The organism is Amycolatopsis sp. 505 (genome assembly GCF_031625235.1).
Classification (GTDB): Bacteria; Actinomycetota; Actinomycetes; order Mycobacteriales; family Pseudonocardiaceae; genus Amycolatopsis.
In genome coordinates, this window is sequence record NZ_JACKQP010000013.1 from 21124 (window position 1) to 47288 (window position 26165).

Sequence of the window (26165 nt, forward strand, 5' to 3'; positions counted from 1 at the left end):
TATCGTTAAGTCAGTTATGCTGGGGCGGTGCCGAAACCGTCCGACACCAAGCAGCGCATCCTCGACGTCGCCCGCGACCTGTTCACCAGCCAAGGCGTCCAGCGCACCAGCCTGCAGGACATCGCCGACCGGCTCGGCATCACCAAACCCGCGCTCTACTACCACTTCCCGTCGCGCGACGACCTCATCCTCAGCATCGTCCAGCCGCTGCTCGACGACGGCGAGGAGTTCCTCCTCGCCCAGGAAGCCCGCGGCGACGCCCCGGTGCGCGAGCTGATCGAAGGCTTCTTCGACTTCAACCACCGCCACCGCGCCGACGTCGTCATGCTGCTGGCCGAGATGCCGACCCTGGCCGACCTCGGGCTCATCGACCGCGTCCTGGCCTGGCGGACCCGCCTCACCGCGCTGATCTGCGGCCCGGCACCCACCCTCGACCAGCAGGCCCGGGCCATCCTCGCGCTCGGCGGCCTGCAGGACGTCTGCATGCAGTTCCCCGACGTCCCGGTCGCCGACCTCAAGGCCGCCGCGGTCGCCGGCGCGCTCGACGCCCTCGGCCGCTGAAAAAATCTTCGCGGCGCGTGTCGAGAACGTCCGGGCGGCTCCGTCCCCGGGGCGGAACAGGCCACCGGACAAGGAGAACGACCATGCAGCCGAACGAGATCGCCGAGGTCCTCGACCGCCCGCTCAGCCGCGAGCTGCTGGCCCGCGACGTGACCCGGCTGGCCTACGTCGCCAAGGACGGCACCCCGCGCAGCATCCCGATCGCCTTCACCTGGAACGGCACGCAGATCGTCCTGTGCACGACGAAGAACTCCCCGAAGCTGCCGTCCCTGCGCGCCAACCCCGCGGTCGCCCTGACCATCGACACCGAGGTCCACCCGCCCAAGATCCTCCTCGTCCGCGGCCGCGCGGAACTGGACGTCGTCGACGGCATCCCGGAGGAGTACCTGCAGCTGAACGGCACCTACCGGATGACCCCCGAACAGCGCGTCGAGTGGGAACGCGAGGTCCGCTCGCTCTACGACGGCATGGTCCGCGTCGTCATCACCCCGACCTGGGCCAAGCTGATCGACTTCGAGACCACCCTGCCCAGCGCGGTCGAGGAACTGGCCTGGCAGCGGGCCGAGCGCGTCGGCTAACGCACCGCGGCGCGCTCGAGGATCGCTCCCGTGTCCACGCCGGCCGGGAGCGTGCCGAAGGCGATGCCCCAGTCGCCGCCGAAGCGGGACGCGCAGAACGCGTCCGCCACCGCCGGGTGGCCGTGGCGGACCAGCAGGGAACCCTGCAGCACCAGTGCCATCGACTCGACCACCCGCCGGGCCCGGTACTCGATGCCGTCCAGGTCCGTCAGCTCCTTGCGGACGCGGTCCACGGCGTCGTCGAGCCGGGCGTCGCCCCCGGCGGCCCGCTCGACCTCGGCGAAGAACGCCGCCACCGATTCCGGCTGCCGGCCCATCGCCCGCAACGCGTCCAGCGCCGCGACGTTGCCCGAGCCCTCCCAGATCGACGACAACGGCGCCTCCCGGTACAGCCGCGGCATGCCCGACTCCTCGACGTACCCGTTGCCGCCGAAGCACTCCAGGGCCTCGGCCGCGTGCCCCGGCGCCCGCTTGCACACCCAGTACTTCGACACCGCGAGCCCCAGCCGGCGGAACGCCTGCTCCTGCTCGTCGTCGCGCCGGTCGCCCGCCGCGGCCAGCCGCATCGCCACCGTCGTGGCCGCCTCGGACTCCAGGACCAGGTCGGCCAGGACGTTAGCCATCAGCGGCTGGTCGATCAGCGCCCTGCCGAACGCCCGCCGGCGGGTCGCGTGGTGCACCGCGCGCACCGCCCCCAGCCGCATGCCCGACGCGCTGCCCAGCGTGCAGTCCAGCCGGGTGTTGTTGACCATCTCGATGATCGTGCGGACCCCGCGGCCCTCCTCGCCGACCAGCCAGCCGACCGCGTGGTCGTACTCGATCTCCGACGACGCGTTCGACCGGTTGCCCAGCTTGTCCTTCAGCCGCTGCAGCCGGATCGGGTTGCGCGAGCCGTCCGGCAGGACGCGGGGGAGCAGGAAGCACGACAGCCCGCCCGGCGCCTGCGCCAGCGTCAGGAACATGTCGCACATCGGCGCCGAGGTGAACCACTTGTGCCCGACCAGGGTGTAGCTGCCGTCGGCGGCCGGGGTCGCGGTCGTCGTGTTCGCCCGGACGTCCGAGCCGCCCTGCTTCTCGGTCATCGACATCCCCGCGAGCAGCCCGCGCTTGGTGCCGGGCTCGCGCAGGCCGAATTCGTACTCGGTCGCCGCCAGCAGCGGCTCGTAGCGCGCCGCCAGCTCCGGGGTCGCCCGCAGGGCCGGGATCGCCGCGTAGGTCATCGAAATCGGGCAGCTGTGCCCGGCCTCGACCTGGCCCCAGACGTAGAACTTCGCCGCCCGCGCCGCGTGGACGCCCTCACGCGGGTCCTGCCACGGCGTGCCGTGCAGGCCGTGGGTCGTCGCGACTTTCATCAGCTCGTGCCAGTACGGGTGGAATTCGACCTCGTCGATCCGGTGGCCGTACCGGTCGTGCGTGCGCAGCACCGGCTCGTTCTCGTTGACCAGCCGGCCCCACTCCTGCGCCTGCTCGGTCCCGGCCAGCCGGCCCAGCTCGTGCAGTTCGCCGGCCGCCCAGCCCGCCCCGGCCCGCTCGAGGCCGGCCAGCAGCGCCGGGTCGTCGGCGACGTCGTGCCCGACCAGCGGCGGGACCTGGTTGGTGACCTCATGCGTGGCGGGCATCGGAACCTCCTAGAGCGCGAAGGATGAACGTGCGAAGCTCGGCGACGTCACCGGCGTTTCCGCTGGTCAACGGCCCGATCAGGACTTCGGCGGCGGCCCCGACCAGCGCGGCCGCGGTGAGCCGGCCGTCTTGGGGCGGCAGCACGCCGTCCCGGACGCCGGCGGCGACGTGCTCGGCGATGACCTCGGTGTAGGCCCGCCGGAACTCCAGCCGCTCGGCGTCGATGAGCGCGTCGACCGGCTCGGCGAGCAGGGCGTACGCCTGCTTCGGCGCCTTGAGCGCGCGCTGGGCGAAGGTGTCGACGGCCGCCAGGACCCGCTCGGCCGGGGCGCCCGCCTCCGCCGACGCCGTGCGGACCGCTTCGACCTCCCGCGTCACGACCTGCCGGAAGACGTGCACGACGAGGTCGGCTTTGGTGGGGAAGTGCCGGTAGACACTGCCGACGGCCACCCTGGCTCGCTCGGCTACGGCGGCGACGGAGCAGCCGCCGTAGCCGTGTTCGGCCAGCTGCCGGGTCGCGGCGGCGATGATCGTCTCGCGCTGGGCGTCGAGGCGTTCCTGCACCTTCGGGGTGCGGCGGTAGGGCACGTCAAGAAGTGAAGCACCGATTCATTGCTTCAGTCAACGCTCGAGCAGCCGCTTCGCGCCGTCGACTTCCTGCTCGACGTCCGCCCGCAGCCTGCGCCGCAGGACCGGTTCGACGAGCCAGCGCAGGGGAGCGGCGAACCCGAACGCGATCCGCCGCCGCACCCGGATCCCACCCTCCGCCGGCACGCACTCGAAGTGCGCCTCGAACGTCGAGAACCGGCGGGCGAGGCGGTTTTCCGGCCGGTCCGGCAGCTGCACGTCGACCCGCTGTCCCGGAGTCAGCGTCATCCGCGACACGACCTTCGGCCCCGGCCCCAGCCCGGGCAGCGCCGAGCGGAACCGGAACTCGGTGACGTCGCCCTCCCGGCGCACCCAGTCGATCGGACCCAGCTTGCGGTCGATCTCCGCATACCGCCGCGGGTCCATGACCAATGCGAGAAAGGCGTCCGGCGAGCACGACACGAACTCTTCGACCGTCACTTCCACCATAGAAAGAGAGTAGTTTCTCACTATGGCTCGAACAACCCCCGGTGTCACCCGCCGCCGCATCCTCGACGAGGCCGTCCGCCTCTTCGCCACCCGCGGCTACGACGCCACCTCCGTCGCCGACATCCAGGCCGCCTGCGGCCTCAACCCCGGCAGCGGCGCGCTCTACAAGCACTTCCCGTCCAAGGCCGCCCTCCTCGAGGCGGCCGTGCACGACAACCTCGAGCGCCTGGCCACCCGTACCGCTGCCACCTCCGACGCTCGGCTGCCCGACGACCCCCGCGAAGCCCTGCGCGTCCTCGCCGACGTCGTCTGGGCCTTCATGGCCGCCGACCGCGACCTCATCCGCCTGATGATCCGCGAATTCACCGGCTTCCCCGAGCTGTTCGAGCAGATGTGGCAAGGTGTCGTCGCCACCGTCTACCACCGCGGCACCGCATGGATCACCACGCTGCGGGACCAGGGGAGAGTCTCGGTGCCCGACCCCGAAGCCACCGCCGCGGTGCTCGTCGCGTCCCTGACCTACTACCCGATCCTCGACGTCCTCATCGGACACACCCCTGGCGACCTGGCCCCGGACCGCTTCCTCGACGCCTGGCTCGATTCGTCCGTGGCGGCCCTCGGGCTCCCTCCCGGCTGATCAAGCACTCCGCTTCACCAGCGCGACCAGGTACCGGCACGGCACCTCGCCCGGGTTCACGAACACACAGTCCGCCGCCGGCCCCAGCTGGAGGCAATCTCCGGCATCCAGCTCGTGCACCTGCGCCCCCTCGTGGAACCGCAACCGCCCGTCCAGCACCCAGATCTGCTGGTGCAGGAACGCATACGTCCCCGACGTCAACGGCACCTCCGCGCCGGCCGGCAGTTGCACCTCGACCAGCTCCAGCGGCCGCCCGGCCGCGGGGGAGACCGACCGCCGCCGGTACCCGGTGTCCGGATCCACCCACACCGGCTGCTCCGCCGCCCTCGCGAGCCGGCGCTCGTCGCCCTCGGCTCGCGCGATCAGCTCCGACAACGTCAGGCCCAGCGCCGCCGACAGCTTCGCCAGCAACGCCGCCGTCGGCTGCACGTCACCGCGCTCGATCTTGCCGATCATCGCCCGCGACACCCCCGACCGGTCGGCGAGCGCCGCGGCCGAGAGGCCGTGCGACGTCCGGGCGGCGTGCACGGTGGCGGCCAGGCGGGTCGTCAGGGGATCGGTCATAACCGGGATACTATACGAGCCAGCACGGCTACCATAAGAGCCATGATTCGAGCCGCCACCCCGGACGACGCCACCGCCTGCGCCGCCCTCTACGCGCCCTACGTCACCGACACCGCCATCTCCTTCGAAACCGACCCGCCCGACGCCACCGAAATGGCCCGCCGCATCGCCGCCGCCCACGCCTGGTTCGTCCTCGAAGACGACGGCCACGTCGCCGGCTACGCCTATGCCACCCGCTTCGCCGAACGCGCCGCCTACCGCTGGTCCTGCGAAACGAGCATCTACCTCGAGCGCGGCCGTCGCCGCACCGGCGCCGGCCGCGCCCTCTACGAAACGCTCTTCGAGCGGCTGCGCGACCGCGGGTTCCACCGCGCCTTCGCCGGCATGACCCTGCCCAACGAGGCCAGCGCCGGGCTCCACCGCGCCCTCGGCTTCGCACCCGCCGGCGTCTACCGGCAGGTCGGCTGGAAACACGGCGCCTGGCACGACGTCGCCTGGGTCCAGAAGGACCTAGGCGCAACCGGCGGTTGCACATCGGCGCCCGCCGAGCTAACGTGACATGCAACCGAACGTTGCACAAGGAGCTCGCATGGAACACGGCAGCATCGAACGCGAAATCCACATCGACGCCCACCCCGACGTCGTCTTCGACGTCATCAGCAGCCCCGAACACCTCCGCGAATGGTGGCCCGACGAAGCCGAATACCCCGTCGAACCCGGGGGAGACGGCCGCATCGGCTTCGGCGGCTCCTGGGTCCGCTTCACCGTCGTCGACGCCAGCCCACCCCGGCACTTCTCCTTCCGCTGGACCCACGCCGAAGGGGAGACCGCCGCACCCGGCAACTCCTTCCTCGTCGTCTTCGAACTCGAACCCACCGCCACCGGCACCCGCCTCAAGATGACCGAAACCGGCTTCCGCGAACGCGGCTGGGACGAAGCCAAGATCGCCGCCGAATACGCCGACCACGTCACCGGCTGGGACCACTTCCTGCCCCGCCTGCCCGCCTGCGCCGCCAAGCTCGGAGCCACCCGGTGACCACCGCCGTGGACGACGACCTCTGGTCGGCCGTCGGCGACCCCACCCGCCGCCGCATGCTCGACCTGCTGCTCAGCCAGGGGAGCGGCACCGCGACCAGCCTCAGCGAACACCTGCCCGTCACCCGCCAGGCCGTCGCCAAGCACCTCGCCGTCCTCGACCGCGCCGGCCTCGTCCACGCCCGCAGCGCCGGCCGCGAAAAGCAGTTCCACGTCGACGAAACCCAGCTCGCCCGCGCCGTCGCCCAGCTCACCGACGTCGGCAACGCCTGGGACGCCCGGCTCCGCCGCATCAAGACCATCGCCGAAACCATCGAGAAGAAGAGAAAGCCGTAGAAAATGGACATCCTGCACCGCATCGGCATCCACCACGCCACCCCGGACCAGGTCTACGACGCGCTCACCACCATCGACGGCCTCGCCGGCTGGTGGACCGAAAAGACCGAAGGCAGCACCGAACCCGGCGGCGTCATCGCCTTCCGCTTCATCCCGGGCGGCTTCGACATGAAGGTCCTCGAACTCGACCCGGGCCGGCTCGTCCGCTGGGAAGTCGTCGACGGGCCACCGGAGTGGCTCGGCACGACGATCCGCTGGGAGCTCGAGAAGCGCGACGACTACACGATCGTGCTGTTCAAGCACGAAGGCTGGCGCGAGGCGGTCGAGTTCATGCACCACTGCAGCACGAAGTGGGCGATCTACCTGATGAGTCTCAAGCAGCTCGTGGAGACCGGGGAGGGCGCCCCGTCGCCGCGGGACGTGATGATCAGCGACTGGCACTGACGTTACTTGACATAATGTACATTATCGGCACTTGGGGACGTGCTGGACGGACAGCCCGGGAGGGGCCGGATCCGGGGTCGGGTGTTGTCCGGATTGCAGGAGCGCTCGCTTCGCCAGGACGGCTCCTGTCAGGGTTTCGGCCTCCTGCCCGGGCGCTACCTGGACGAACTGAGCCCCCGAAAGGCCTGAGAGCATCCCCTGAGGGGCGCGAGCCCGATGTCCGGCCACTCGACCTCAAAACGTCACGGTGACGAAACTGTCTGAGGTTTGATCACGCTGGAGGTGCCGTGCAGCACGGTTGGCGACCACGGATCGGCGGCCTCCAGGCTTCCGGGTCCGAGGTCGCCAACCGAGCTGCGTCGAACATGTGTGCGCATGCCCCGCACTCACGTACACCGGCACCCGAAGGCTCGAACCGGCCTCGGGAGAAGTGTCGTGTCCCCCAGGGGAAGATCCCTGGGTCAGATCGGCATTTCATGCATAATGGCAATTATGCATGAAATGCCGGGTTCGGGCCCGGCCGCGGAAACTGTCGGTGGCGTGCGGTACAAGATCCACATGAAGGTTTCCGAGGCCCAGCAAGCCTTCTTCGCGGCCCGCCGGCCACGCAAGGACTCCCCGCACACCACTGACGCCTACCGCCGCGATCTCGCCGGCATCACCACTCTCCTGGTTTCGGAGCTCGGCCGTCCGGCCGAGGACCTCGAGGTGGCCGACCTCACCGGGCCGGCGCTGCGGTCGGCGTTCGGCGCGTTCGCGGACGGGCACGCGAAGAGCTCGGTGCTGCGGGCGTGGTCGACCTGGAACCAGTTCCTGACGTTCTGCGTGGCCGACGGGCTCCTGGCGGGCAATCCGATGGGCGCGGTGGCGCGGCCGCGGACGCCGGCGTTGACGCCGAAGCCGTTGCGGGGCGAGGAAACCCCGGAGCAGCTGTTGTCGGCGGCGGCCGCGGGGTCGCGGCGCGCGCGGGATCCGTGGCCGGAGCGGGACGTGCTGGTGATCGCGCTGGGGCTGGTGGCGGGGTTGCGGGCGGCGGAGATGCGGGCGCTGACGTCGCGGTCGCTGGTGGGGCGCGCCGGTGAGCTGCGGTTGCACGTGAAGGGGAAGGGCAGCCGGGACCGGTCGATCCCGGTGCAGCCGGTGCTGGCGGAGCTGATCGAGCGGTACCGGGAGTCGTGCCGGGTGCGGTTCCCGAACGTGCGGTTCTCCCCTGGTTTGCCGTTGCTGCTGGATCGGGCGGGTGAGCCGATCGGGCGGGGTGCGCTGGAGTACCTGGTGAAGTCGTGTTACCGGGGTGCGGGGTTGCACGACCGGGTGCCGGTGGGGGCGAATCTGCACGCGTTGCGGCACACGTTCGCGACGCGGCTGGCGGAGGACGGGGCGACGGCGTCGGAGATCATGGCGTTGCTGGGGCACGCGAGCTTGGCGACGAGCCAGAACTACATCGAGGCGACGGGCCGTGAGCAGCGCGCGGCGGCGGCGAGCAACCGGACATACCGGGCCCTGGACGGCTTGGGCTGAGTACTCCGATGGACGACACGCGTGCCTGAATGGACGACACGCGTGTTTGGAGGGACGACACGGGTTGGCGGGCTGGGTGCCGGCGTGTCGTCCGTCGGGGTACGCGTGTCGTCCGGCTGGGTACGCGTGTCGTCCGGTGGGGTCAGCGGAGTTGTTCGAGGTCCTTGGCCGCGCGGGCGATTTCGGCGGCGAGGCTGCGGAGTTCTCGGGGGTCGGCGCCGTCGTCGGCGGCGGTGACGATGTCCTCGGCGGCGCAGCGGAGCTGGAAGAGGCGGTCCTGGAGGGCGGCGATCTCGGTGTCGGAGAGCACGACGGCGTCTTCGGGGAGGCCGCTGCGTTGCAGGGCCGTGCGGCGTTCGTAGGCGCGCTGGCGGCAGGATTGGCCGCAGTAGCGCCGGCGGCGGCCGACGTTGCCGCCTTCGGGGAGGCGTCGTCCGCACCAGCCGCAGTGCTTGGGGGCGCCTCGGCGGGCCGGGGCGATGTCGATCGTGGTCGGCTGGGTCAGTTCGGCGGCTTCCCTCACCCGGGAGACCCTAGCTGGCCACCGTTTGCTCATGCCGGGGTCATGGCGGAAGGGCACACTTGGGGCATGCAGGCTTCGTTTCCGTACCTGGCCGACCCGGTCCCCCGTGCTTTCGCGCACCGGGGGTGGCACCTCGGTGACCTCGAGGGGTTGGAGAACTCGTTGCCGGCGTTCAAGCGGGCGTGCGCGGAGGGGTACCGGTACCTCGAGACGGACGTGCACGCGACGGCGGACGGTGTGGTGGTGGTCCACCACGATCCGAACCTGGATCGGACCACGGACGGGACCGGGCCGATCGCGGCGCAGACGTGGGCGCAGCTGAAGAACGTCAAGGTGGGTGGGAAGGCGCCGTTGTCGCGGCTGGAGGACGTCCTGGAGGAGTTGCCGGACGCCCGGTTCAACGTCGATGTGAAGGCGGATCGGGCGGTGGAGCCGTTCGTGCGGGTGCTGGAGCGGACGGGGGCGTTCGACCGGGTGGCGGGGGCGGCGTTTTCGGACGCGCGGCTGGTGCGGTTGCGGAAGCTGGCGGGGCCGCGGCTGGTGACGGCGATGGGGCCGCGGTCGGCGTTCGCGTTGTGGGCGCGGGGCCGGTTGCCGCTGCTGCCCCTCGGGCGGCTGGTGCTGGGGGCGATGGCCCAGGTGCCGGTGCGGCAGGGGGTGTTGCGGGTGGTGGACAAGGCGTTCCTGGCGATGGCGGGGCGGTCGGGTATCGAGGTGCACACGTGGACGATCGATGATCCGGCGGAGATGCGGATGCTGCTGGACCTGGGGGTGCACGGGATCGTGACGGACCGGCCGGATCTGCTGCGTGAGGTGCTGATCGAGCGGGGCAAGTGGCAGCAGTCGCAGGAGTCGTAAGTGGTCAGCGGGGTGGTTTGCCGGTCCAGGCGGCTTCCCAGGTCTTGGGGCCGAGGAGGCCGCTGTCCTTGATGCCGTTGGCGCGCTGGAGGTCGAGGACGGCGGTGCGGGTCTTGTCGAGGTAGCAGCCGGTGCCGGTGAAGCCGTAGCCGAAGGCGTTCATGCGGAGCTGGAAGGTCTTGAGGGCGTCGGCGCAGTCGCCGTAGGAGTAGACGACGCCGGGCCAGGCGGGTCGGGGGCCGCCGGGGCCGGGTGGCGGGGTGGGCAGGCCTCCCCCGCCGATGTAGGCGGATTCGGTGTAGCTGGGGACGCGTTTGCTGCGGGCGTCGGCGTCGGCCGCGAGTTTGAGCATGCCGGCGCATTGCCAGGGTTGCCAGCCGCGCATGCGGTAGAGGTAGAGGGCGCGGTAGTCCTGTTCGGCGGGGGCGGCCTGGTCGGGGCGGCCTTGGCCGCCGACGCTGCGCCAGGTGGGCAGGTCGAACTGGTAGGCGCCGTAGTAGCCGTTGCCGGTGTTGGTGGCGTAGCGGCCGCTGGACTCGCACATGCGGAGCTTGGCCCAGGCGCCCGACGCGGGGTCGGCGGCGGCGGTGGCGGGGTCGAGCAGCGGCAGACCCATGGCGGCGAAGGCGAGGAGCAGGAGGCTCGTCACGGTGCGTCGGCGGTTCTGGATCATGGGTGCACAGTAGGAGCGTGTCCCACTGACCACAACAGACACGATCGGCGCTCAAGTCTCACATGAAACACCGTTCACTTTTGCCGGCGACACGCCGTGAGGGGCGAACCGGGTGTCGTGGCGGGGTGGTGGATGATCACGAAGCGACAAACCGGACACGGTTTCGGTGGGGCGTTCTCGGCGGCGGGCGCGTCCCCGTAGTCTCCGCGCTGACCTGGAAGTTCTTGACCCGAAGGAGCCGTGGATGACGCTGGCCGGGACGCGCTCGACCAAGCGCGAGCGCTGGGGCTGGTATTTCTACGACTGGGCGAATTCGCCGTTCTATTCGTCGACGACGACGGTGTTCGGGGCGCTGTCGATGAGCTCGATCGCGGCGGCGGACGCGAAGGCGAACATCACCCTTAACGGGGACCGCGCGTGCTTGGACGCGGCGGGCAAGGCGGACACGCTGCACCACTGCGACGTGACGTTGTTCGGGCTGCACTTCCCGGCGGGTTCGGTGTGGGGGTACCTGCTGTCGGTGGCGACGGTGGTGCAGGTGCTGGTGCTGCCGATCGCGGGTGCGGTGGCGGATCGCAGTCACAACAAGCGGCGGATCCTGGGCGGGTTCGCGTTCCTGGGTGCGGCGGCCGCGGCGGGGATGTTCTTCCTGACGGGCTCGGACTGGCAGCTGGGTGCGGCGCTGTTCATCGTGGCGAACATCGGATACGGGGGTTCGCTGGTCGTCTACTACTCGTTCCTGGCCGACATCGGCGGGCCGGACGAGCGGGACGGCATTTCGGCGAAGGGCTGGGCGTTCGGGTACCTGGGTGGCGGGCTGGCGCTGGCGTTGCAGCTGGGGTTCTACCTGCAGCACGACCTGTTCGGGGTGGATCAGGACCTGGCGGTGCAGATCTGCTTCCTGACGTCGGGGCTGTGGTGGGCGGCGTTCACCATCCCCGCGGTGCGGCGGCTCCCCCGCCGGCACGTGCCGGTGGACGTCGCGCCGGGGCGGTCGGTGCTGCGGGCGGGGTTCACGGAGCTGCGGCAGACGCTGGTGGCGGCGAAGGCGTATCCGCTGACGCTGGCGTTCCTGGGCAGTTACCTGGTCTTCACCGATGGGATCAACACAGTGGTGACGGTGTCGGCGCAGTACGGCAAGGACGAGCTGGGCTTCGGCAACAGCGTGCTGATCGTCACGATCCTGGTGATCCAGTTCGTGGCGTACCTGGGTGGGACGGTGCACGGGCTGGTGGCGCGGCGGTGGGGAGCGAAGCGGACGATCCTGGGCAGCCTGGTGGTGTGGATCGTGGTGCTGGGCGGGGCGTACTTCGTGCAGCCGCGGCAGATGGTGCAGTTCCTGGCGGTGGCGGTGGGGATCGGGCTGGTGCTGGGCGGGACGAACGCGTTGTCGCGGTCGTTGTTCAGCCAGATGATCCCGGCGGGCAAGGACGCGCAGTACTACTCGCTCTACGTCGTGGGCGAGCGCGGGACGTCGTGGCTGGGGCCGCTGGTGTTCGCCGGGGTCGGGCAGGCGACGGGGTCGTTCCGGCTGGCCATCATCGCGCTGGTGATCTTCTTCGCGGCCGGTCTGGTGCTGGTGTGGCTGGTGCCGGTGCGGCGGGCGATCGTGGCGGCGGGCAACACCCCGCCGGAGGTTCTGTAGCCACCGATAGGGTCGGGCGTCGTGACCTTGATCGACGACGCCGCCGGCTCTGATCCCACCGATGCCCTGTCGTCGGTTCCCGCGGCGGGTTCGCGGCGCGGGACGCCGCCGGTGGGCAGGCTGAAGTTCTGCTACGGGCCGATGGACTGCGGGAAGTCGACGCTGGCGCTGCAGATCGACCACAACCACGCGCGGCAGGGGCGCCGGGGGCTGGTGCTGGTGCGCCACGACCGTTCGGGGGCGCCGCAGATCTCCAGCCGGATCGGGCTGACCCGGCAGGCGGTGGAGGTCGGTGAGGACACCGACGTGCGTGACCTGGTGCGGCAGGAGTGGGCGCAGGGCCGGCACGTGGACTACGTGGTGGTGGACGAGGCGCAGTTCCTCTCCCCCGGTCAGGTCGACCAGCTGGCGGAGCTGGCCGACGAGGTGGAGATCGACGTCTACTGCTTCGGGATCGCGACGGACTTCCGGAGCCGGTTGTTCCCGGGGGCCGCCCGTCTGTTCGAACTCGCGGACGAGTTGCAGCCGGTGCAGGTGGAGGTGTTGTGCTGGTGCGGGCTGCCGGGGCGGTTCAACGCGCGGGTGGTGGACGGCGAGGTGGTGCGCGAGGGCGATACCGTCGTGGTGGCAGATACCGAACAATCCGTAGTTGAAACTTCAGCTTCAGTACGTTTTGAGGCCGAATTCGCTACTGTGCGTTATCAGGTATTGTGTCGCCGCCACTTTCGAGCGGGTGACTTGGGACCGGTTACCGCCCATCACGGTCAGTTACGGTTGACCTGAGCGAGACGCGAGTAGCCCATCCGGGGGATATCAGCACTAAGAAGGCCGTATTGACGTCACGCCGGAGCGCGAACTGCCTCCTACTAGTGGAAGCTAATGCAGGCGGGTGACGCAGCTCATCGTGAGCAACGACATGGTGTCCCGGGAATCCTCCGGGGCCGCGGGTCGTTGCATAGGGTGAGCAACACCCTGGCTCCACCCCGGAGCTGACTGAAAGGACCCCATCATGGCCGACCGTGTTCTTCGTGGAAGCCGGCTGGGAGCGGTCAGCTACGAGACCGACCGCAACCACGACCTCGCCCCGCGACGCACCGTGCGCTACGCCTGCCCGAAGAACCACGAGTTCGAGGTGCCGTTCTCCGACGACGCCGAGATCCCGACGGTCTGGGAGTGCCGCCTGCACGGCAGCGAATCGGAGATCGTCGATGGCGGGCAGCCCGAGCAGAAGAAGGTCAAGCCGCCGCGCACCCACTGGGACATGCTGCTCGAGCGGCGCACGATCCCGGAGCTCGAGGACCTGCTGAACGAACGTCTCGCCGAGCTGAAGGGCCGCCGCACCTCCCGGTCGGCGTGACCCTCCAGGGCTCGGCCTTGTAGCCCAGCTCCCACCACAACGGAAAGGCCCCCGCGACCTCCCCCCGCGGGGGCCTTTCGCATGCCCGGACGGTGGTGACGCCGCGAATGACTCATTCGGGACCTCCGACGTCCCGAATGAGTCATTCGCGGCACCAGAGACGGCTCACCGCATCCCCGGCCGCCTCCCCGCGGAAGGGGCCGTGGAGAGCCGCCCACTGCAGGAGCATGATCGTCTTGGCGTCGGCGATCTCGCCCGTGCCGATCATCTCCAGGGCCTTGGTGAACGGGAGCTCGAGGACCTCGATGTCCTCGCCCTCTTCGGCCAGGCCGCCGCCGGCGCCGCGGTCGGCCGGGTCGTACGGCGCCGCGTAGCAGTGGAGGCGCTCGGTCACCGAGCCCGGGCTCGTGTAGACGTCGAACACGTGCTCCAGCGCGCCGATCCGCACGCCCGTCTCCTCCTCGGCCTCCCGCCGGATCGCCGTCTCCGGGTCGTCCGCGTCCAGCAGGCCCGCCGCCGTCTCGACGAACATGCCGTCGGGGTGCTCGTTGACGTACACCGGGTAGCGGAACTGGCGGGTCAGCAGCACCGTGCCACCCTGCGGGTCGTAGAGCAGCACCGTCGCCCCGTTGCCGCGGTCGTACGTTTCGCGCTGCTCGGTCGTCCAGCGGCCGTCGGCGTGCTGGTAGTCGAACGTCGTCCGGCGCAGCACGTACCAAGCCGACGACAGCAGCTCCACGTTCGTGACCCGGACACGCGGGTTGCGGGACAGGCTTGTCGAAGAGGTCATGTCGCGACCATAATGTGCAGGACTCGGAAATAACAAGGAGGATCGTGCATGCTGGTCGGGGAACGCCGTGAACTGCTGCTCGCCCGGCTTGCCGCCGACGGGAAGGTGCTGGCCAAGGACGTCGCCGCGGAACTCGGGGTCTCCGAGGACAGCATCCGCCGGGACCTGCGCGACCTCGCCGCGGCCGGGCTCTGCCAGCGGGTCTACGGCGGTGCGCTGCCCGTCTCCCCCGCCGTCGCCGACTACGCCGGCCGGACCGCCATCGCCCGGGACGGCAAGGACCGGGTCGCCAAGGCCGCGGCCCCGCTGATCCGGCCCGGTTCGACCGTCATCCTCGACGGCGGCACCACGACCCTCGCGGTCGCGAAAGCCCTCCCCCACGACCTCGAGGCCACCGTCGTCACGCACAGCCCGACCGTCGCGGTCGCCCTGCTCGACCACCACGGCATCGAGGTCTTCCTGCTGGGCGGGCGGCTGTTCCGGCACTCCGCGGTCACCTGCGGCGCGGCCGCCGCCGAGGCCGCCCAGTCGATCAGCGCCGACGTCTTCCTCCTCGGCGTCACCGGTGTCCACCCCGAAGCCGGCCTGACCACCGGCGACGCCGAGGAGGCCGCGATGAAACGCACCCTGGCCCGGCGCGCGGCCGACACCTACGTCCTGGCCAGCGCCGAGAAGCTCGGCGCGGCCTCGCGGTTCACCGTGCTGCCCCTCGCCGACGTCGCGGGGATCGTCACCGACGCCGAAGACCAGAACGTGCAGAAACTTGCAGACCAGGGTGTGCCGATCCTGAGGGCTTGACCTCGGCGTACCACTCCCGCCCGGCCACCAGCCCGAACAGCGGCGCCGGCAGCCACACGAGCACCCGCAGCACCGCCGAAAGCCGCCCGCTGCCGCGCACGTCCGACACGTGCGCGGCCAGCGCCGCCTGCTTGCGCGCGGCGAACCGCCGCACGTCGAACCGGTGCGTGATAGCCGAGGCGGGGCTGTAGCCGAGCGCTTCGACGTCGTAGTCGAACGGGATCCGCAGCGCCTTGACCACCCGCACGAACCGCTGCGCGAAGTCGCGGGGCAGGGTGGCTTCCAGCAGCCGCGTTCCGGTCAGCCGGGCCGCGCGGCGGGCCACCTGGTGCACCTTGACGTGGTCGCGGTGCCCGTAGCCGCCGTTGGCGTCGTAGCCGAGCAGCAGGTCGGCGCGCTCCTCGTGCAGCACGGCCGCGAGCCGGTGCGCGGCTTCCTCGGTGTCCGCGCGGGCGAAGCGCTGCCGCCCCGGCGGGTCAGCGAAGAGCCGGGGACCGTGGCCGCTGTCGGCGTAGCCCAGGTGCACGACCCGGTGCACGCCGAGGATGGCCGCGGCCGCCTCCAGCTCGGCCCAGCGTGGCGTCGGGTGCTCGGCGGCCATGCCGTCGGTGGCCACGACGACCACCACCCGGTGCCCGTCGGCCGCGGCCCGGGCCAGCGTGCCGCCGCTGAGCAGGACGGGGTCGTCTGCGTGCGCGTGGAAGGCCACGATGGTCGTCACCGGGCCATCATGGCCCAGAACGGCCGGAAACGGCTCAGGCGCGCTTGACGAGCCGGCGCAGCTGGTGCCAGCGGCGCTCGAGGCCCCACTTCGCCACCCGCAGGAACGCCTCCTGGATGATCGAGCCGTTCATCTTCGACTCGCCGATCTCGCGCTCGGTGAAGGTGATCGGGACCTCGACGATCTCGAAGCCGGCCTCGTCGGTGCGGATGGTCAGGTCGATCTGGAAGCAGTAGCCGTGCGAGTTGACCTCGTCCAGGGCCAGCTTCTCCAGCACCGGACGGCGGTAGGCGCGGAACCCGGCGGTGATGTCGCGGACCCGCATGCCGAGCGCGACCTGCGAGTAGAGGTTCGCGCCGCGGGAGAGGACCTGGCGCTTGAGCGGCCAGTTGACGACGCTGCCGCCCGGCACGTACCGCGAGCCGATCGCCAGGTCGGCGTCGCCGACGGCGTCGAGCAGGCGGGGCAGGTCCTCGGGGGCGTGCGAACCGTCGGCGTCCATTTCGACGATCGTGTTGTACTCGCGGGCCAGGCCCCAGCGGAACCCGGCGATGTAGGCGGCGCCGAGGCCGGCCTTCTCGGTGCGGTGCAGCACGTGGACGTGGTCGTTGGCCGCCGCGCGCTCGTCGGCGAGCTCGCCGGTGCCGTCGGGGCTGCCGTCGTCCACCACGAGCACGTGCACGTCCGGGAGTGCCTTGTGCAGGCGGTCCAGGATCGGGCCGAGGTTCTCCCGCTCGTTGTAGGTGGGGATCACCACCAGCACCGGCTCGATTCCCCGGGCCCCCCGCGGCGCCTGCGACATCCGTGCTCCTCCGATATCCGCGGCGGTCAGTCCGCCGCTTCCCCTGCCGTGCCGGCGCTGGTGCGCCGGGTGCGAAAACGGAGTACGAGCCCACCGGCCACCCCGGCGATCGCCAGAGCCAGCAGCCCGTACTCCGTCCACGCACCTAGTTGATCCGACAGCGTAGTCTGCGTCCGCAGCGGGACGCGCCCGACCAGGGAATCCGCCGTGAAAAGACCCGTTGAGCTGGTCACCGTCCCGTCGGGCGCGACGATCGCGCTCACCCCGGACACGGCCGACACGACGACGGCGCGGCCGTGCTCGACCGCCCGCAGCCGGGACATGGCCAGCTGCTGGTAGCTCATCTCGCTCTCGCCGTACCAGGCGTTGTTGGTCGGCACGACGAGCAGTTCGGCGCCGTCGCGCACGGCGTCGCGGGCCGGGTAGTCGAACGCCGCTTCGTAGCAGACGAACACGCCGACCTTGGTGCCCGCGGCGGCCATGGCCTGGTTGGTGCCGTCGCCGGGGACCATGTCGACGGTCTCGGAGTCGAGGAACGGCGTGACGAGCTCGGCGACCTTGCGGGCCGGGACGTACTCGCCGAAGGGCACCAGCTGCTGCTTGGCGTAGCGTGGCCCGGGTCCGGTGCGCGGGTCCCAGGTGATGACGGAGTTCTGCAGGTGCCCGTCGGGCAGCCGGTAGATCGCGCCGATCAGCGCGGGCACGCCGAAGTTCGCGACCAGCTGGTCGACCTGCAGGTCCGGGCCGGTGACGGTGGTCGCGCTCTCCGGCCAGACCAGCAGGTCCGGCTGGGGGACCTTCCCGGCCTTGATGCCGGCCAGCAACCGCCGGCTCTCGACGATGGTGTTGTCGCGCAGCACGGTCCGCTCCCCCTGCAGCGCGAGACCGATGTCCGGGGCGTTGCCCTGGACGGTGGCGACGGTGCGTTCGCCGTCCTGGGCGCCGGTGCCGATGGCCGGCCACAGGGCCAGGCCGGCGACGACCGGCAGCAGCGTGCCGAGGGCGGCGAAGGTCACCGGCCGGGTGAGCTTGCGCACCTCCCACAGCCGGGCGGCGAGGGCGGCCAGGCAAAAGCCGGTCAGGACGACGGCGAGACCGACCAGCGGGGCGCCGCCGACGGAGGCCAGCGGCAGGAACGCGCCTTCGGGCTGGCTGAAGGCGACCCGGCCCCAGGGGAAGCCGCCGAAGGGGAACCACGCGCGCGGCGTCTCCAGGGCGATGAACACCAGCGCGGCCCACAGCGGCGCGGCCGGGAGCCGGGACACCAGGGTGATCAGGCCGCCCGCCAGGCCGTGGTAGAGCGCCAGCGCGAAGGACAGGCCCAGCCACGGCCAGGGCCCGAAGTCGGGGCCCAGGAAGTCCAGGAGCCAGGTCAGCAGCGGCAGGAAGAAGACGAACCCGAACGCGAAGCCGTAGCCGAAGCCGGCCCGGAAGCGGCGGCCGCGCAGGACGAGGGCCAGCCCGGCGAAGGCCAGCGGCGCGAGCCACCACAGCGGGCGCGGCGCGAAGCTCAGGTAATAGGCGAACCCGGACACCAGGGCCGCGATGGTGCGCAGCAGCCAGGCCGGGGGGAACCGCCGCGTGCGGGCGGGCTGGTGCTGGGCGCCCGGTTCGGGGTCGGCCACGGTGACTGCCACAGGTGCCAACTCTAGGAGATCGTGTCGTGGAGGACCTCACCCGCGCGGACCGTGCGCAGGCACCGCGGGAGGGTGGCGTCCGGTTCCAGCCTCGGCAGCGGCGGCACGCCGGCCCGCGGGTCGGTGGACCAGCGCTGCACGCGGCTGTCCGGGGTGGCCACCACGAGGTCGGCGGCGTCCCAGATCGCGTAGTGCGCCGGAGCGCCCGGCACGAGGCTGCCGGTGACGCCGTCGTTGACGCCGGCCGCGCGGTGCCCGGCGCGGGTGTGGGCGGTGAACGCCGCCCGCGGGGACAGCCCCGCGCCCGGCGTCCGGTGGTAGGCCGCGGCGCGGACGCTCGCCCACGGGTCGAGGGGCGTCACCGGCGCGTCGGAGCCGAAGGCGAGCAGGACGCCTTCGGCGGCCAGGGTCGCGAAGGGGTTGAGCCCGGCTGCGCGGTCCGCGCCGAGGCGTTCGGCGTACATGCCTTCCGGGCCGCCCCAGAGCGCGTCGAACAGCGGCTGCATCGAGGCGGTCACACCCCAGCCGGCCAGGTGCTTGGCCTGCTCGGCGGTGACCATCTCCAGGTGCTCGAGCCGGTGGTGGCGGGCCGCGAGGGCGCGCTGCCCGACCTCTTTTTCGGCCAGCCGGAAGCCTTCGACGACTTCGGCGACCGCGGCGTCGCCGATGACGTGGAAGCCGGCCTGCAACCCGGCTTCGGTGCAGGCGGTGAGGTGTTCGGCGATGCGGGGGGCGTCGAGGTAGCGCGTGCCGGTGCTCGCGTGGTCGGCGTAGGGCTCGGTGAGCGCGGCGGTGTGGGAGCCGAGGGCGCCGTCGACGAACAGGTCGCCGGCCAGGCCGCGGGCGCCGAGGTCGCGGGCGGTGCCGACGGCGCCGAGCTCGCCCCAGTACCCGACGACCTCGGGCGTGCCGGGTCCGGCGAGGGCGAGGAGGGTGGCGAGGTCGTCGCGGCCGGAGATGTCGGGGCCGGCGCATTCGTGGACGCTGACGATGCCCTGCTTCGCGGCCTCGGCGAGGAACGCCCGCTGGGCGCGGTCGCGCTGCGCGGGCGTGATGGCGGCGCGCACGGCCGCGCGGACGGCGTGGTGGGCGGCGCGGGTCAGCGGGCCCTCGGGTGACCAGCCGTCGGCGTCGCGGGCGGTGGGGGCCAGCTCGACCAGGGCGGTGGAGACGAGCGCGGAGTGGACGTCGACGCGGCTGAGGTAGACCGGTGTGCTCCCGGCGGCGGCGTCGAGCTCGGCGCGGCTGGGCAGGCGCGGGTCGGTCCAGGTGGTCTCGTCCCAGCCGTGGGCGAGCAGGACCTGGCCGTTCACGGCGGCGTCGCGCACGCGGGCCAGCAGGTCGGCGCCGCTGCGGACGCCGGTGAGGTCGAGGCCGGTCAGGTGCAGGCCGGTGGCGGTGGCGTGGACGTGCGCGTCGACGAACGCGGGGGCGACGAAGGCGCCCTGGAGGTCGATTTCGCGGGCGCCGGGGTGCAGGGCGCGGGCCGGGGCGTCCTGCCCGACCCAGACCACGGTGCCGCCGGTGACCGCCATCGCGGTGGTGTCGGGCCCGGCGGGGGTGTAGATGCGCCCGCCGAGCAGGAGCGTCGTCTGTTCGTCCGTCACGCCCCTGAGTCTGCCCCCTGCGTCCAGGTGGGGGACGTCGCCCCGGCAGGCAGGAAGATTTACTCCGTGAGAACGTTATGACAGGATATTTTTACGCGTTCCCGACGAATAGGAGTACAAGTGACTGCGATCCAGGAACCTGTGACGCCTGCCGCCGCCTTCGACCAGCCCTACGAGTACGCCCGCGCCGAGCTGGTGGAACCCGACTGGCGCCGCTTTCCTGGCTGGCACGACGTGACCGAGGCCGAGTGGCGTGACGCGCAGTGGCAGCGGGTGCACTGCGTCCGCAACGTCAAGCAGCTGCGCGCCCTGATGGGCGACCTCCTCGAGGAGCGCTTCTACGACGACCTGCTCGCCGACCAGCGCGAGATGGCCACGATGTCGATGCTGCTGCCCCCGCAGATGCTCAACACGATGGCCCCCACGGCCGGCACCGACCCGGCCAAGGTGACCGAGGCGTTCTACGCCGACCCGATCCGCCGCTACATGCTCCCGGTCCGCAGCGACCGTGATCCGGTCTGGGCCAGCCACCCCCACTCCGAGCGCGACTCGCTGCACGAGGCCGAGATGTGGGTCGTGGAGGGCCTGACCCACCGCTACCCGACGAAGGTGCTGGCCGAGATGATCTCGACCTGCCCCCAGTACTGCGGCCACTGCACCCGCATGGACCTCGTCGGCAACTCGACGGAGACGGTGGAGAAGCACAAGCTGACCCTCAAGCCGGTCGACCGCCAGGACGCGATGATCGCGTACCTGAAGAAGACCCCGGGCGTCCGCGACGTCGTGGTGTCGGGCGGCGACGTGGCCAACGTCCCGTGGCCGCAGCTGGAGTCGTTCCTGATGCGCCTGATGGACATCGAAACGGTCCGCGACATCCGCCTGGCGACGAAGGCCCTGGCGGCCCTGCCGCAGCACTGGATCCAGCCGAAGGTGGTCGAAGGCCTGGAGCGCGTCGCGGTGACGGCCCAGCGTCGCGGGGTCAACCTGGCGATCCACACCCACGTCAACCACGCCCAGTCGGTGACCCCCCTGGTGGCGGAGGCGGCCCAGACGGCGTTGAACGTCGGGGTGCGGGACGTGCGCAACCAGGGCGTGCTGATGCGCGGGGTGAACGCCACACCGGCGGCGTTGCTGGACCTTTGCTTTGCGCTGCAAGGGGAAGCGAACATCCTGCCGTACTACTTCTACATGTGCGACATGATCCCGAACGCCGAGCACTGGCGGGTCGCGGTGTGGGAAGCGCAGGAGCTGCAGCACTCGATCATGGGCTACCTGCCCGGGTACGCGACCCCGCGGATCGTCTGCGACGTGCCGTACGTGGGGAAGCGGTGGGTGCACCAGCTCGCGGAGTACGACCGGGAGCTGGGGATCTCGTACTGGACCAAGAACTACCGGACCGGCATCGAGCTGGACGACCCCGAGGCCCTGCAGCGGCGGTACCCGTACTACGACCCGATCTCGACGCTGCCCGAAGCCGGTCAGACCTGGTGGGCGAACCGGGCCGACTGAAGCGCCGGGCTGAGGACGGGTCTGTCGACGGACTGCAACCGAACCGTCGACGGTGGCTGCAAGACTCTGCCTGCCTCAGGGTGGGCACCGTCTTCGGCTCCCCTGGGTGGCGCGCGCGGCGAGGGGCGCCCGCGGTGGAGTTCGGGGGGAACGGTGAACCAGCAAGCGAACGAGCTCGCGTGGACGCCCGCGCGGCCGGCCCGTCGGCACCTGAACCGGCGTCGTCCCGAGATCGAAGTGGTGCCGGACGTCGCGGTGCCGACGGTGGTGCTCGCGGACACCCGGCCGGCGGTGCGCCGCGGCGTGCGGTCGATGCTCGAACGCTCCGAGGCGATCAGTGTGGTCGGCGAAGCCGCCACCACGGCCGCGGTGCTCGCCGAGACCACGCGGTTGCGGCCCGACGTGCTCGTCACCGACCTGCAATTCGGTGACGACGACGGCATCGCGGTGATCGCCAGGATCGTGCGCGCCGCGCCGGGGACGGCCGTGCTCGTCTTCAGTGAGGTCGACGCCGACCGCACGATCACCGCGGCGTTCCAGGCGGGGGCGCGCGGGTACCTGATCAAGGACGCCGGCGCGGACCAGATCCTCCGTGGCGTGCAGGCGGTCGCGGCGGGTGAGCTGATCGTCGGCCGGGCGATCGCCGGGCGGCTCGGTGCCTGGCTGCGTCCGGGCGCCGAGCTGGAGCCTTACCCCTTCGCGCAGCTCACCGCGCGCGAACGAGAGGTACTCGACCGCATCGCCGCCGGCAAGCCGAACTCCGCGATCGCGAGCGAGCTCGCGCTCACGCCGAAGACGATCAGCAACCGGGTGTCCGCGATCTTCGCCAAGCTGGGTACCGCCGACCGCGCCCGGCTCATCGTGATGGCCCGCGACGCGGGGCTCGGCCTGGACTGACCCGGGACGGCTGCCCCGCCGCCCGGGAACCGGGCCCCGGTTCCCGGGCCGGGCTCAGCTGGTGAGGCCCAGGCAGAGGCGGAACTCCGGAGTCCCGCCCAGCAGGTGCGCCCCCGCCGACTGCAGGATGCGGTCCTGGGCGAGCAGGTGCTGGCACATCGTCGTGGTGTCGCGGAGCCAGCGGTCCAGGGGACCACTGCGGTGAATCGAGCCGGTCTGCATCAGGTCGTACAGGCGCGCCACGACCGAGCGGGCCGTGCGCAACGCGTGCAGCCGGGACAGCGGCAGCGCCGCCTCCAGCTCCGCCGGGACCTCCGCGCCCGCCGAGAGCAGCTCCCACTGCTCCCGCATCGTGCTGTACACGCCGGCGCGAGAGGCGATGAAGTCGGCTTCGCACTCCGCTAGCGTCACCTGCATCCGCCAGTTGTCCGCCCACGGCACCCCGGTCGCGCGGTCCACCCGGGTCCGCACGATTTCGCGGACGTGGTCGAGCGCGGCCCGCGCCACCCCAAGCGGCACGCCCGGCACCGTGCGCATGAACGACTCCGGCCGCGTCAGCGGGCTCGGCCTGCCGTGCACCGTGTCGAACGACAGCGTGCGTTCCTCGGGCACGAACACGTCGGTGATCGTGTAGTCGCAGCTGCCGCTGCCGGCCAGGCCCGTGGTGTGCCAGTTGTCGATCACCTCCGCCTCCGAGGCCGGGACCATGAACAGGCGCGAGTCGTGCGGGTCACGGCCGTCCGGGCTGGGGTCCGGCTTGCCGTCGCGGTAGAGGAACGCGCCGGAGATGACCCAGTCGCAGTGGGTGATCCCGCTGCCGAACGTCCACCGCCCGGTCAAGCGGTACCCGCCGGGCACGCGCTCGGCGCGGCCGGCCGGGAACAGCATGCCCGCGGTGATCAGGTCCAGCCGCGGGAACATCTCCCGCGCGGCGGCGTCGGACAGGAACGACGCGTACAGCCCGGTGCCGGACCCGATGATCGCGCACCAGCCGGCCGAGGTGTCCCCGTACGACAGTGCCTCGATCACCTCGGTCTGCTCGATCGACGTCAGTTCCGGGCCGCCGAACTCGCGCGGGAACGTCATCCGGAAGACTCCGGTGTCGCGCAGCAGCTCGACGATGTCCGGGGGCAACCGGCGGGCCTGTTCGAACTCGGCTGCTCGCTCACGCAGCACCGGCGCCAGGGCCTTCGCCCTGGCCAGGATCTCTTCGGCCGTCCGCGGCGGCGCCGGGCGGGTCATGCTGCCGGCGGTCATGCGTCCACGTCCGGCAGTCCGGCGGGCATCACGAACGACGGCCCGGGCTCGGGTGGGCCGAGCGGGGCTGCGTCGACTTCGACGAGGGCAGCTGCCGCGTCGAGCCGCCCGCCGCAGGTCTCCACGTCCTCGCCTTCGCACACGACGAACGAATGCCGGGCCAGGTAGCCGCCCGGGGGCAGCCGCAGCGACGCGCCGGGCTCGACCATCCGCGCCGCCGTGACCAGCCCCGGTGCCTCCGTCGGCACGGTCACCGATCGCACGACGCAGTCGTGGTCCGGGCAGCCGAACCGGATGCCCGCGACCGACCGGCGGGTGGGTGCCAGGTCCGGCCGCCGGCCGGTGGCGACGTCGAAGAGCACCTCGCCCGGGTCGATACCGGTCGCGGTCAGCCCGAGGAACGGGATGAGGTCACCGCCGAGCCTGCCGTTGACCTCGATGATCAACGGCCCGCGTTCGGTGAGCCGGACCTCGGTGTGGGTGATGCCGTCTTCGACGCCGAGCAGCCGGTGCGCGCGGACGAGGGTGTCCATCAGCTCGCGGTCGTCGAGCAGCGGGTCGGCCGCGGCCACGATGTGCCCGGTCTCCTCGAAGTACGGCTCTTCGCCGCTTTGCTTGCGGGCCAGGAACATCGGCCGGTACTCGCCCTTGTGGACAGCGGCGTCGATGCTGATCTCGGGTCCTTCGGCGTAGCCCTCGATGAGGACACTGCCGCCGTACGGCGCGTTCTCGGCCCGGCTCGCTCCCGCCGCCACTTCGAACGCCGTCGCGACCTCGGCCGCGTCGGCGGCTCGGACCACTCCGATGCTGGCGCCCATCGCGCGGGGTTTCACCACCACCGGGTAGCCGATTCCGCCGGCCGCGACGACGGCTTCGCGCACTGTCGTCGCGGTCGCGAACCCGGGCTGGTGGAGACCGCCCGCGGTGAGCACCGATCGCGTCCGGTACTTGTCCCGGCAGCCCTGCGCGCCCCGCACGCTCAGCCCGGGCACGCCGAGTTCGGCGGCGAGCTCGCCGGCGGCCAGCACCACGGGCTCGTCCCAGCACAGCAGCCCGGCGATCGGCGCCCGCGCAGCCACCTCGCGGGCAGCCGCGGTCATCGCTTCGGGGTCGAAAACATCGGTCACGACGATCTCGTCGAAGTACTTCCGCTGCCAAGTCGGCTCGCGGTTGTTCAGCAGCACCAGGTCCAGGCCCGCCGACCGGGCCCGCCGGTGGATCGACCGGACGAGGTATTCGCGGTAGAGCTTCAGCCCGCTGCCGATCACCAGCAGCACGCCGTCGGGCTCGGTCATGCCTTCTCCCCCACGGGTTCCGTCGCGGCGACCACGGCCGGCGCGGTTTTCTGCTTCATGCCCGCCCAGGCGAAGAGCCCGGCGGCGACCGCCATGGCCCCGCACAGCGGCCAGATGCCGCTGCCGAGCCGGGTCCAGGCGAACACCCCGAACGCCGGGCCGAGCGCCGAGGCCAGCCCGATCACCGCGTGCGAGGTGCCGACGTAGCGGGCCTTCACGCGGGACGGCGCCTTCGCCGGGTGCGCGAACATGCTCGGGCCGGAGATCATCAGGCCGGACACGAAGAACACCGCGCTGACCAGCACGAGCACGCTGGACCCGGCGGACAGTCCCCAACCCGCGACGCCGAGCGCGAAGACGACGTGCCCGAGGCCGCCGGCCAGCTGCGGCGGCCATCGCGTGACGTAGGTGGTGAGCTTCAGCTCGGTGACGATCAGCACGATGGACGACGTCGCGAGCACCGCGCTGTAGAGCGCCTCGGGGTGCCCGTCGGCGACGATCTGCAGCGGCAGCGCGACGGTGAACTGGGCGTAGACGATCGTGCCGACGAAGACGGCCCCCAGGTAGAGCAGGAACCTGCCGTCGCGGACCAGGGTCGCGTACGCCGAGCGCCGGTCCACCCCGGCCTCTGCCGCTTCCTTTTCGGCCCCGGCGGTCTTCGGCAGCAACGTGAACGCCAGCAGCGCGTACAGGGCCGCGGTGAGGCCGTCCAGCCAGAACAGCAGGTCCCAGTCGAGCAGGATGAGTCCGGCGGCGATCAGCGACGCCAGCGCAGCGCCGATGTTGAGCGCGATCCGCATCATCGAGAAGCCCATCACCTGGTGCCGCTCGGGCATCAGGTCGGACAGCAGGACCGCCGCCGCGGGCCGGTAGGCCTGGGTGACCAGGCCGGCCAGCGCCACCACGGCGAACAGCGGCCAGATCAGGTCCGGGCGACCCAGCCACGGGATCGACGCGACCAGCGGTGCCGACGCCGTCATCGACGCCACGATCGTGGCCCGCGGGCCGAGCCGGTGCGTGAGCTCGCCGCCGAGCAGCGTCCCGAAGATCGCCCCGACGCTGTAGGCGACCAGGCACAGGCCCGCGAGACCGACCGAGACGCCGCGCACCGTCAGGTACAGCAGCAGGAAGGTCTGGACGAACGCGCCGAGCTGGTTGACCAGCACACCCCCGAGCAGGTAGCGGACGGGGGTGGGGGTCGCCTTCAGCACGGCGAACACACCCGCCGGGGCATCGTGGCTCATGCCGTCTCCTCTGTGATGGTTTCGACGATCCGGCTTGCGGCCGGCAGCTCGGCGAGGCCGGGCCTGCAAGGACCGGCGACGATGAACACCAGGTCCAGCACCCCGCGGCCGGTGGCGGCCGCGTGCCGGACCGATGCTAGCCGCGCGTTTTTCCTGGCCGACAGGGAAAGCGTTCCCGG

General features: G+C 71.5%; 29 protein-coding genes. 15 read left to right on the top strand and 14 right to left on the bottom strand.

Annotated features, from left to right (window positions below; genetic code table 11):
* Positions 1 to 27 precede the first annotated feature (27 nt).
* Positions 28 to 561 carry a TetR/AcrR family transcriptional regulator gene (locus H5965_RS38980; protein ID WP_310976073.1) on the top strand — a complete coding sequence of 178 codons (534 nt, stop codon included), beginning with the start codon at positions 28 to 30 and terminating at the stop codon, positions 559 to 561.
* Between the two features lie 83 nt (positions 562 to 644).
* On the top strand, positions 645 to 1139 hold the full coding sequence (locus H5965_RS38985; protein ID WP_310976074.1) for a pyridoxamine 5'-phosphate oxidase family protein: 495 nt from the start codon (positions 645 to 647) through the stop codon (positions 1137 to 1139).
* On the opposite strand, the gene H5965_RS38990 is transcribed toward H5965_RS38985, so the two are convergent.
* The 3 genes from H5965_RS38990 to H5965_RS39000 are packed head-to-tail and all read right to left on the bottom strand — an operon-like array spanning position 1136 to position 3836.
* On the bottom strand, positions 1136 to 2758 hold the full coding sequence (locus tag H5965_RS38990) for an acyl-CoA dehydrogenase family protein (RefSeq protein WP_310976075.1): 1623 nt from the start codon (positions 2756 to 2758) through the stop codon (positions 1136 to 1138). The two genes, H5965_RS38985 and H5965_RS38990, sit on opposite strands and share 4 nt — an antisense overlap.
* On the bottom strand, positions 2742 to 3347 hold the full coding sequence (locus H5965_RS38995; RefSeq protein ID WP_310976076.1) for a TetR/AcrR family transcriptional regulator: 606 nt from the start codon (positions 3345 to 3347) through the stop codon (positions 2742 to 2744). The genes H5965_RS38990 and H5965_RS38995 overlap by 17 nt, the downstream gene beginning before the upstream one ends.
* Positions 3348 to 3380: 33 nt before the next feature.
* Positions 3381 to 3836: an SRPBCC family protein gene (locus tag H5965_RS39000; protein ID WP_310976077.1), complete on the bottom strand. Its 456-nt coding sequence runs from the start codon at positions 3834 to 3836 to the stop codon at positions 3381 to 3383.
* A 22-nt stretch (positions 3837 to 3858) separates the two neighbouring features.
* Here H5965_RS39000 and H5965_RS39005 point away from each other — a divergent pair, with 22 nt between their 5' ends.
* Positions 3859 to 4473 carry a TetR/AcrR family transcriptional regulator gene (locus H5965_RS39005; protein WP_310976078.1) on the top strand — a complete coding sequence of 205 codons (615 nt, stop codon included), beginning with the start codon at positions 3859 to 3861 and terminating at the stop codon, positions 4471 to 4473.
* On the opposite strand, the gene H5965_RS39010 is transcribed toward H5965_RS39005, so the two are convergent.
* Positions 4474 to 5037 (bottom strand): XRE family transcriptional regulator, encoded by a 564-nt coding sequence (locus tag H5965_RS39010; protein WP_310976079.1) that lies wholly within the window; start codon positions 5035 to 5037, stop codon positions 4474 to 4476. It abuts the gene before it with no gap.
* Between the two features lie 42 nt (positions 5038 to 5079).
* On the opposite strand from H5965_RS39010, the gene H5965_RS39015 reads away from it, so the two are divergent.
* The 5 genes from H5965_RS39015 to H5965_RS39035 all read left to right on the top strand — a co-directional run bounded on the left by H5965_RS39015 (position 5080) and on the right by H5965_RS39035 (position 8373).
* Entirely contained in the window at positions 5080 to 5595 is a 516-nt protein-coding gene (locus H5965_RS39015; protein ID WP_310976080.1) for a GNAT family N-acetyltransferase, read from the top strand.
* Positions 5596 to 5626: 31 nt separating this feature from the next.
* Positions 5627 to 6073 (top strand): SRPBCC domain-containing protein, encoded by a 447-nt coding sequence (locus H5965_RS39020; RefSeq protein ID WP_310976081.1) that lies wholly within the window; start codon positions 5627 to 5629, stop codon positions 6071 to 6073.
* A complete protein-coding gene (locus H5965_RS39025) occupies positions 6070 to 6408 on the top strand; it encodes a metalloregulator ArsR/SmtB family transcription factor (protein ID WP_310976082.1) in 339 nt (112 codons plus the stop codon). The genes H5965_RS39020 and H5965_RS39025 overlap by 4 nt, the downstream gene beginning before the upstream one ends.
* A 3-nt stretch (positions 6409 to 6411) precedes the next feature.
* Positions 6412 to 6852 carry an SRPBCC domain-containing protein gene (locus H5965_RS39030; protein WP_310976083.1) on the top strand — a complete coding sequence of 147 codons (441 nt, stop codon included), beginning with the start codon at positions 6412 to 6414 and terminating at the stop codon, positions 6850 to 6852.
* A 540-nt stretch (positions 6853 to 7392) separates the two neighbouring features.
* Positions 7393 to 8373, top strand: a complete 981-nt coding sequence (locus H5965_RS39035) for a tyrosine-type recombinase/integrase (protein WP_310976084.1) — start codon at positions 7393 to 7395, stop codon at positions 8371 to 8373.
* A 142-nt stretch (positions 8374 to 8515) separates the two neighbouring features.
* Here H5965_RS39035 and H5965_RS39040 read toward each other — a convergent pair whose 3' ends face one another.
* Positions 8516 to 8896, bottom strand: a complete 381-nt coding sequence (locus H5965_RS39040; RefSeq protein WP_310976085.1) for a hypothetical protein — start codon at positions 8894 to 8896, stop codon at positions 8516 to 8518.
* 66 nt (positions 8897 to 8962) lie between these two features.
* Between H5965_RS39040 and H5965_RS39045 the strand changes: the two genes are divergently transcribed.
* A complete protein-coding gene (locus H5965_RS39045; RefSeq protein WP_310976086.1) occupies positions 8963 to 9754 on the top strand; it encodes a glycerophosphodiester phosphodiesterase in 792 nt (263 codons plus the stop codon).
* A gap of 4 nt (positions 9755 to 9758) precedes the next feature.
* Here the strand turns inward: H5965_RS39045 and H5965_RS39050 are convergent, their stop codons facing one another.
* A complete protein-coding gene (locus tag H5965_RS39050) occupies positions 9759 to 10427 on the bottom strand; it encodes a transglycosylase family protein (protein ID WP_310976087.1) in 669 nt (222 codons plus the stop codon).
* Positions 10428 to 10671: 244 nt separating this feature from the next.
* Here H5965_RS39050 and H5965_RS39055 point away from each other — a divergent pair, with 244 nt between their 5' ends.
* The 3 genes from H5965_RS39055 (at position 10672) to H5965_RS39065 (ending at position 13429) form a co-directional block, all read left to right on the top strand.
* Positions 10672 to 12072, top strand: coding sequence for an MFS transporter (locus tag H5965_RS39055; RefSeq protein ID WP_310976088.1), 1401 nt, complete (start codon positions 10672 to 10674; stop codon positions 12070 to 12072).
* 27 nt (positions 12073 to 12099) lie between these two features.
* The gene (locus H5965_RS39060; protein WP_396136986.1) at positions 12100 to 12855 is read left to right on the top strand and encodes a thymidine kinase; all 756 of its coding nucleotides are present in this window, start codon (positions 12100 to 12102) and stop codon (positions 12853 to 12855) included.
* Positions 12856 to 13081: 226 nt separating this feature from the next.
* Positions 13082 to 13429: an RNA polymerase-binding protein RbpA gene (locus tag H5965_RS39065; RefSeq protein WP_003081521.1), complete on the top strand. Its 348-nt coding sequence runs from the start codon at positions 13082 to 13084 to the stop codon at positions 13427 to 13429.
* A 142-nt stretch (positions 13430 to 13571) separates the two neighbouring features.
* Here the strand turns inward: H5965_RS39065 and H5965_RS39070 are convergent, their stop codons facing one another.
* On the bottom strand, positions 13572 to 14219 hold the full coding sequence (locus tag H5965_RS39070) for an NUDIX domain-containing protein (protein ID WP_310976090.1): 648 nt from the start codon (positions 14217 to 14219) through the stop codon (positions 13572 to 13574).
* Between the two features lie 48 nt (positions 14220 to 14267).
* Between H5965_RS39070 and H5965_RS39075 the strand changes: the two genes are divergently transcribed.
* A complete protein-coding gene (locus H5965_RS39075; RefSeq protein WP_310976091.1) occupies positions 14268 to 15017 on the top strand; it encodes a DeoR/GlpR family DNA-binding transcription regulator in 750 nt (249 codons plus the stop codon).
* On the opposite strand, the gene H5965_RS39080 is transcribed toward H5965_RS39075, so the two are convergent.
* From H5965_RS39080 to H5965_RS39095, 4 genes are read right to left on the bottom strand one after another with little or no spacing between them, the layout of a single operon-like run.
* Positions 14950 to 15738: a PIG-L family deacetylase gene (locus H5965_RS39080; RefSeq protein WP_310976092.1), complete on the bottom strand. Its 789-nt coding sequence runs from the start codon at positions 15736 to 15738 to the stop codon at positions 14950 to 14952. The genes H5965_RS39075 and H5965_RS39080 overlap by 68 nt on opposite strands.
* A 34-nt stretch (positions 15739 to 15772) precedes the next feature.
* A complete protein-coding gene (locus H5965_RS39085; RefSeq protein WP_310976093.1) occupies positions 15773 to 16540 on the bottom strand; it encodes a polyprenol monophosphomannose synthase in 768 nt (255 codons plus the stop codon).
* 26 nt (positions 16541 to 16566) lie between these two features.
* The gene (lnt, locus tag H5965_RS39090) at positions 16567 to 18177 is read right to left on the bottom strand and encodes an apolipoprotein N-acyltransferase (RefSeq protein WP_310976094.1); all 1611 of its coding nucleotides are present in this window, start codon (positions 18175 to 18177) and stop codon (positions 16567 to 16569) included.
* Between the two features lie 11 nt (positions 18178 to 18188).
* Positions 18189 to 19784 (bottom strand): amidohydrolase, encoded by a 1596-nt coding sequence (locus tag H5965_RS39095; RefSeq protein WP_310976095.1) that lies wholly within the window; start codon positions 19782 to 19784, stop codon positions 18189 to 18191.
* 120 nt (positions 19785 to 19904) lie between these two features.
* Between H5965_RS39095 and H5965_RS39100 the strand changes: the two genes are divergently transcribed.
* A complete protein-coding gene (locus tag H5965_RS39100; protein ID WP_310976096.1) occupies positions 19905 to 21293 on the top strand; it encodes a lysine 2,3-aminomutase in 1389 nt (462 codons plus the stop codon).
* A gap of 153 nt (positions 21294 to 21446) precedes the next feature.
* Positions 21447 to 22190, top strand: a complete 744-nt coding sequence (locus tag H5965_RS39105; RefSeq protein WP_310976097.1) for a response regulator transcription factor — start codon at positions 21447 to 21449, stop codon at positions 22188 to 22190.
* 54 nt (positions 22191 to 22244) lie between these two features.
* Here the strand turns inward: H5965_RS39105 and H5965_RS39110 are convergent, their stop codons facing one another.
* The 3 genes from H5965_RS39110 to H5965_RS39120 are packed head-to-tail and all read right to left on the bottom strand — an operon-like array spanning position 22245 to position 25986.
* Positions 22245 to 23447, bottom strand: coding sequence for an acyl-CoA dehydrogenase family protein (locus tag H5965_RS39110; protein ID WP_310976098.1), 1203 nt, complete (start codon positions 23445 to 23447; stop codon positions 22245 to 22247).
* Positions 23444 to 24742, bottom strand: coding sequence for an ATP-grasp domain-containing protein (locus H5965_RS39115; protein WP_310976099.1), 1299 nt, complete (start codon positions 24740 to 24742; stop codon positions 23444 to 23446). The genes H5965_RS39110 and H5965_RS39115 overlap by 4 nt, the downstream gene beginning before the upstream one ends.
* Complete coding sequence (locus H5965_RS39120; protein ID WP_310976100.1) at positions 24739 to 25986, bottom strand: MFS transporter; 1248 nt, start codon at positions 25984 to 25986, stop codon at positions 24739 to 24741. Before H5965_RS39120 ends, H5965_RS39115 begins: the two co-directional genes overlap by 4 nt.
* Positions 25987 to 26165: the final 179 nt, after the last annotated feature.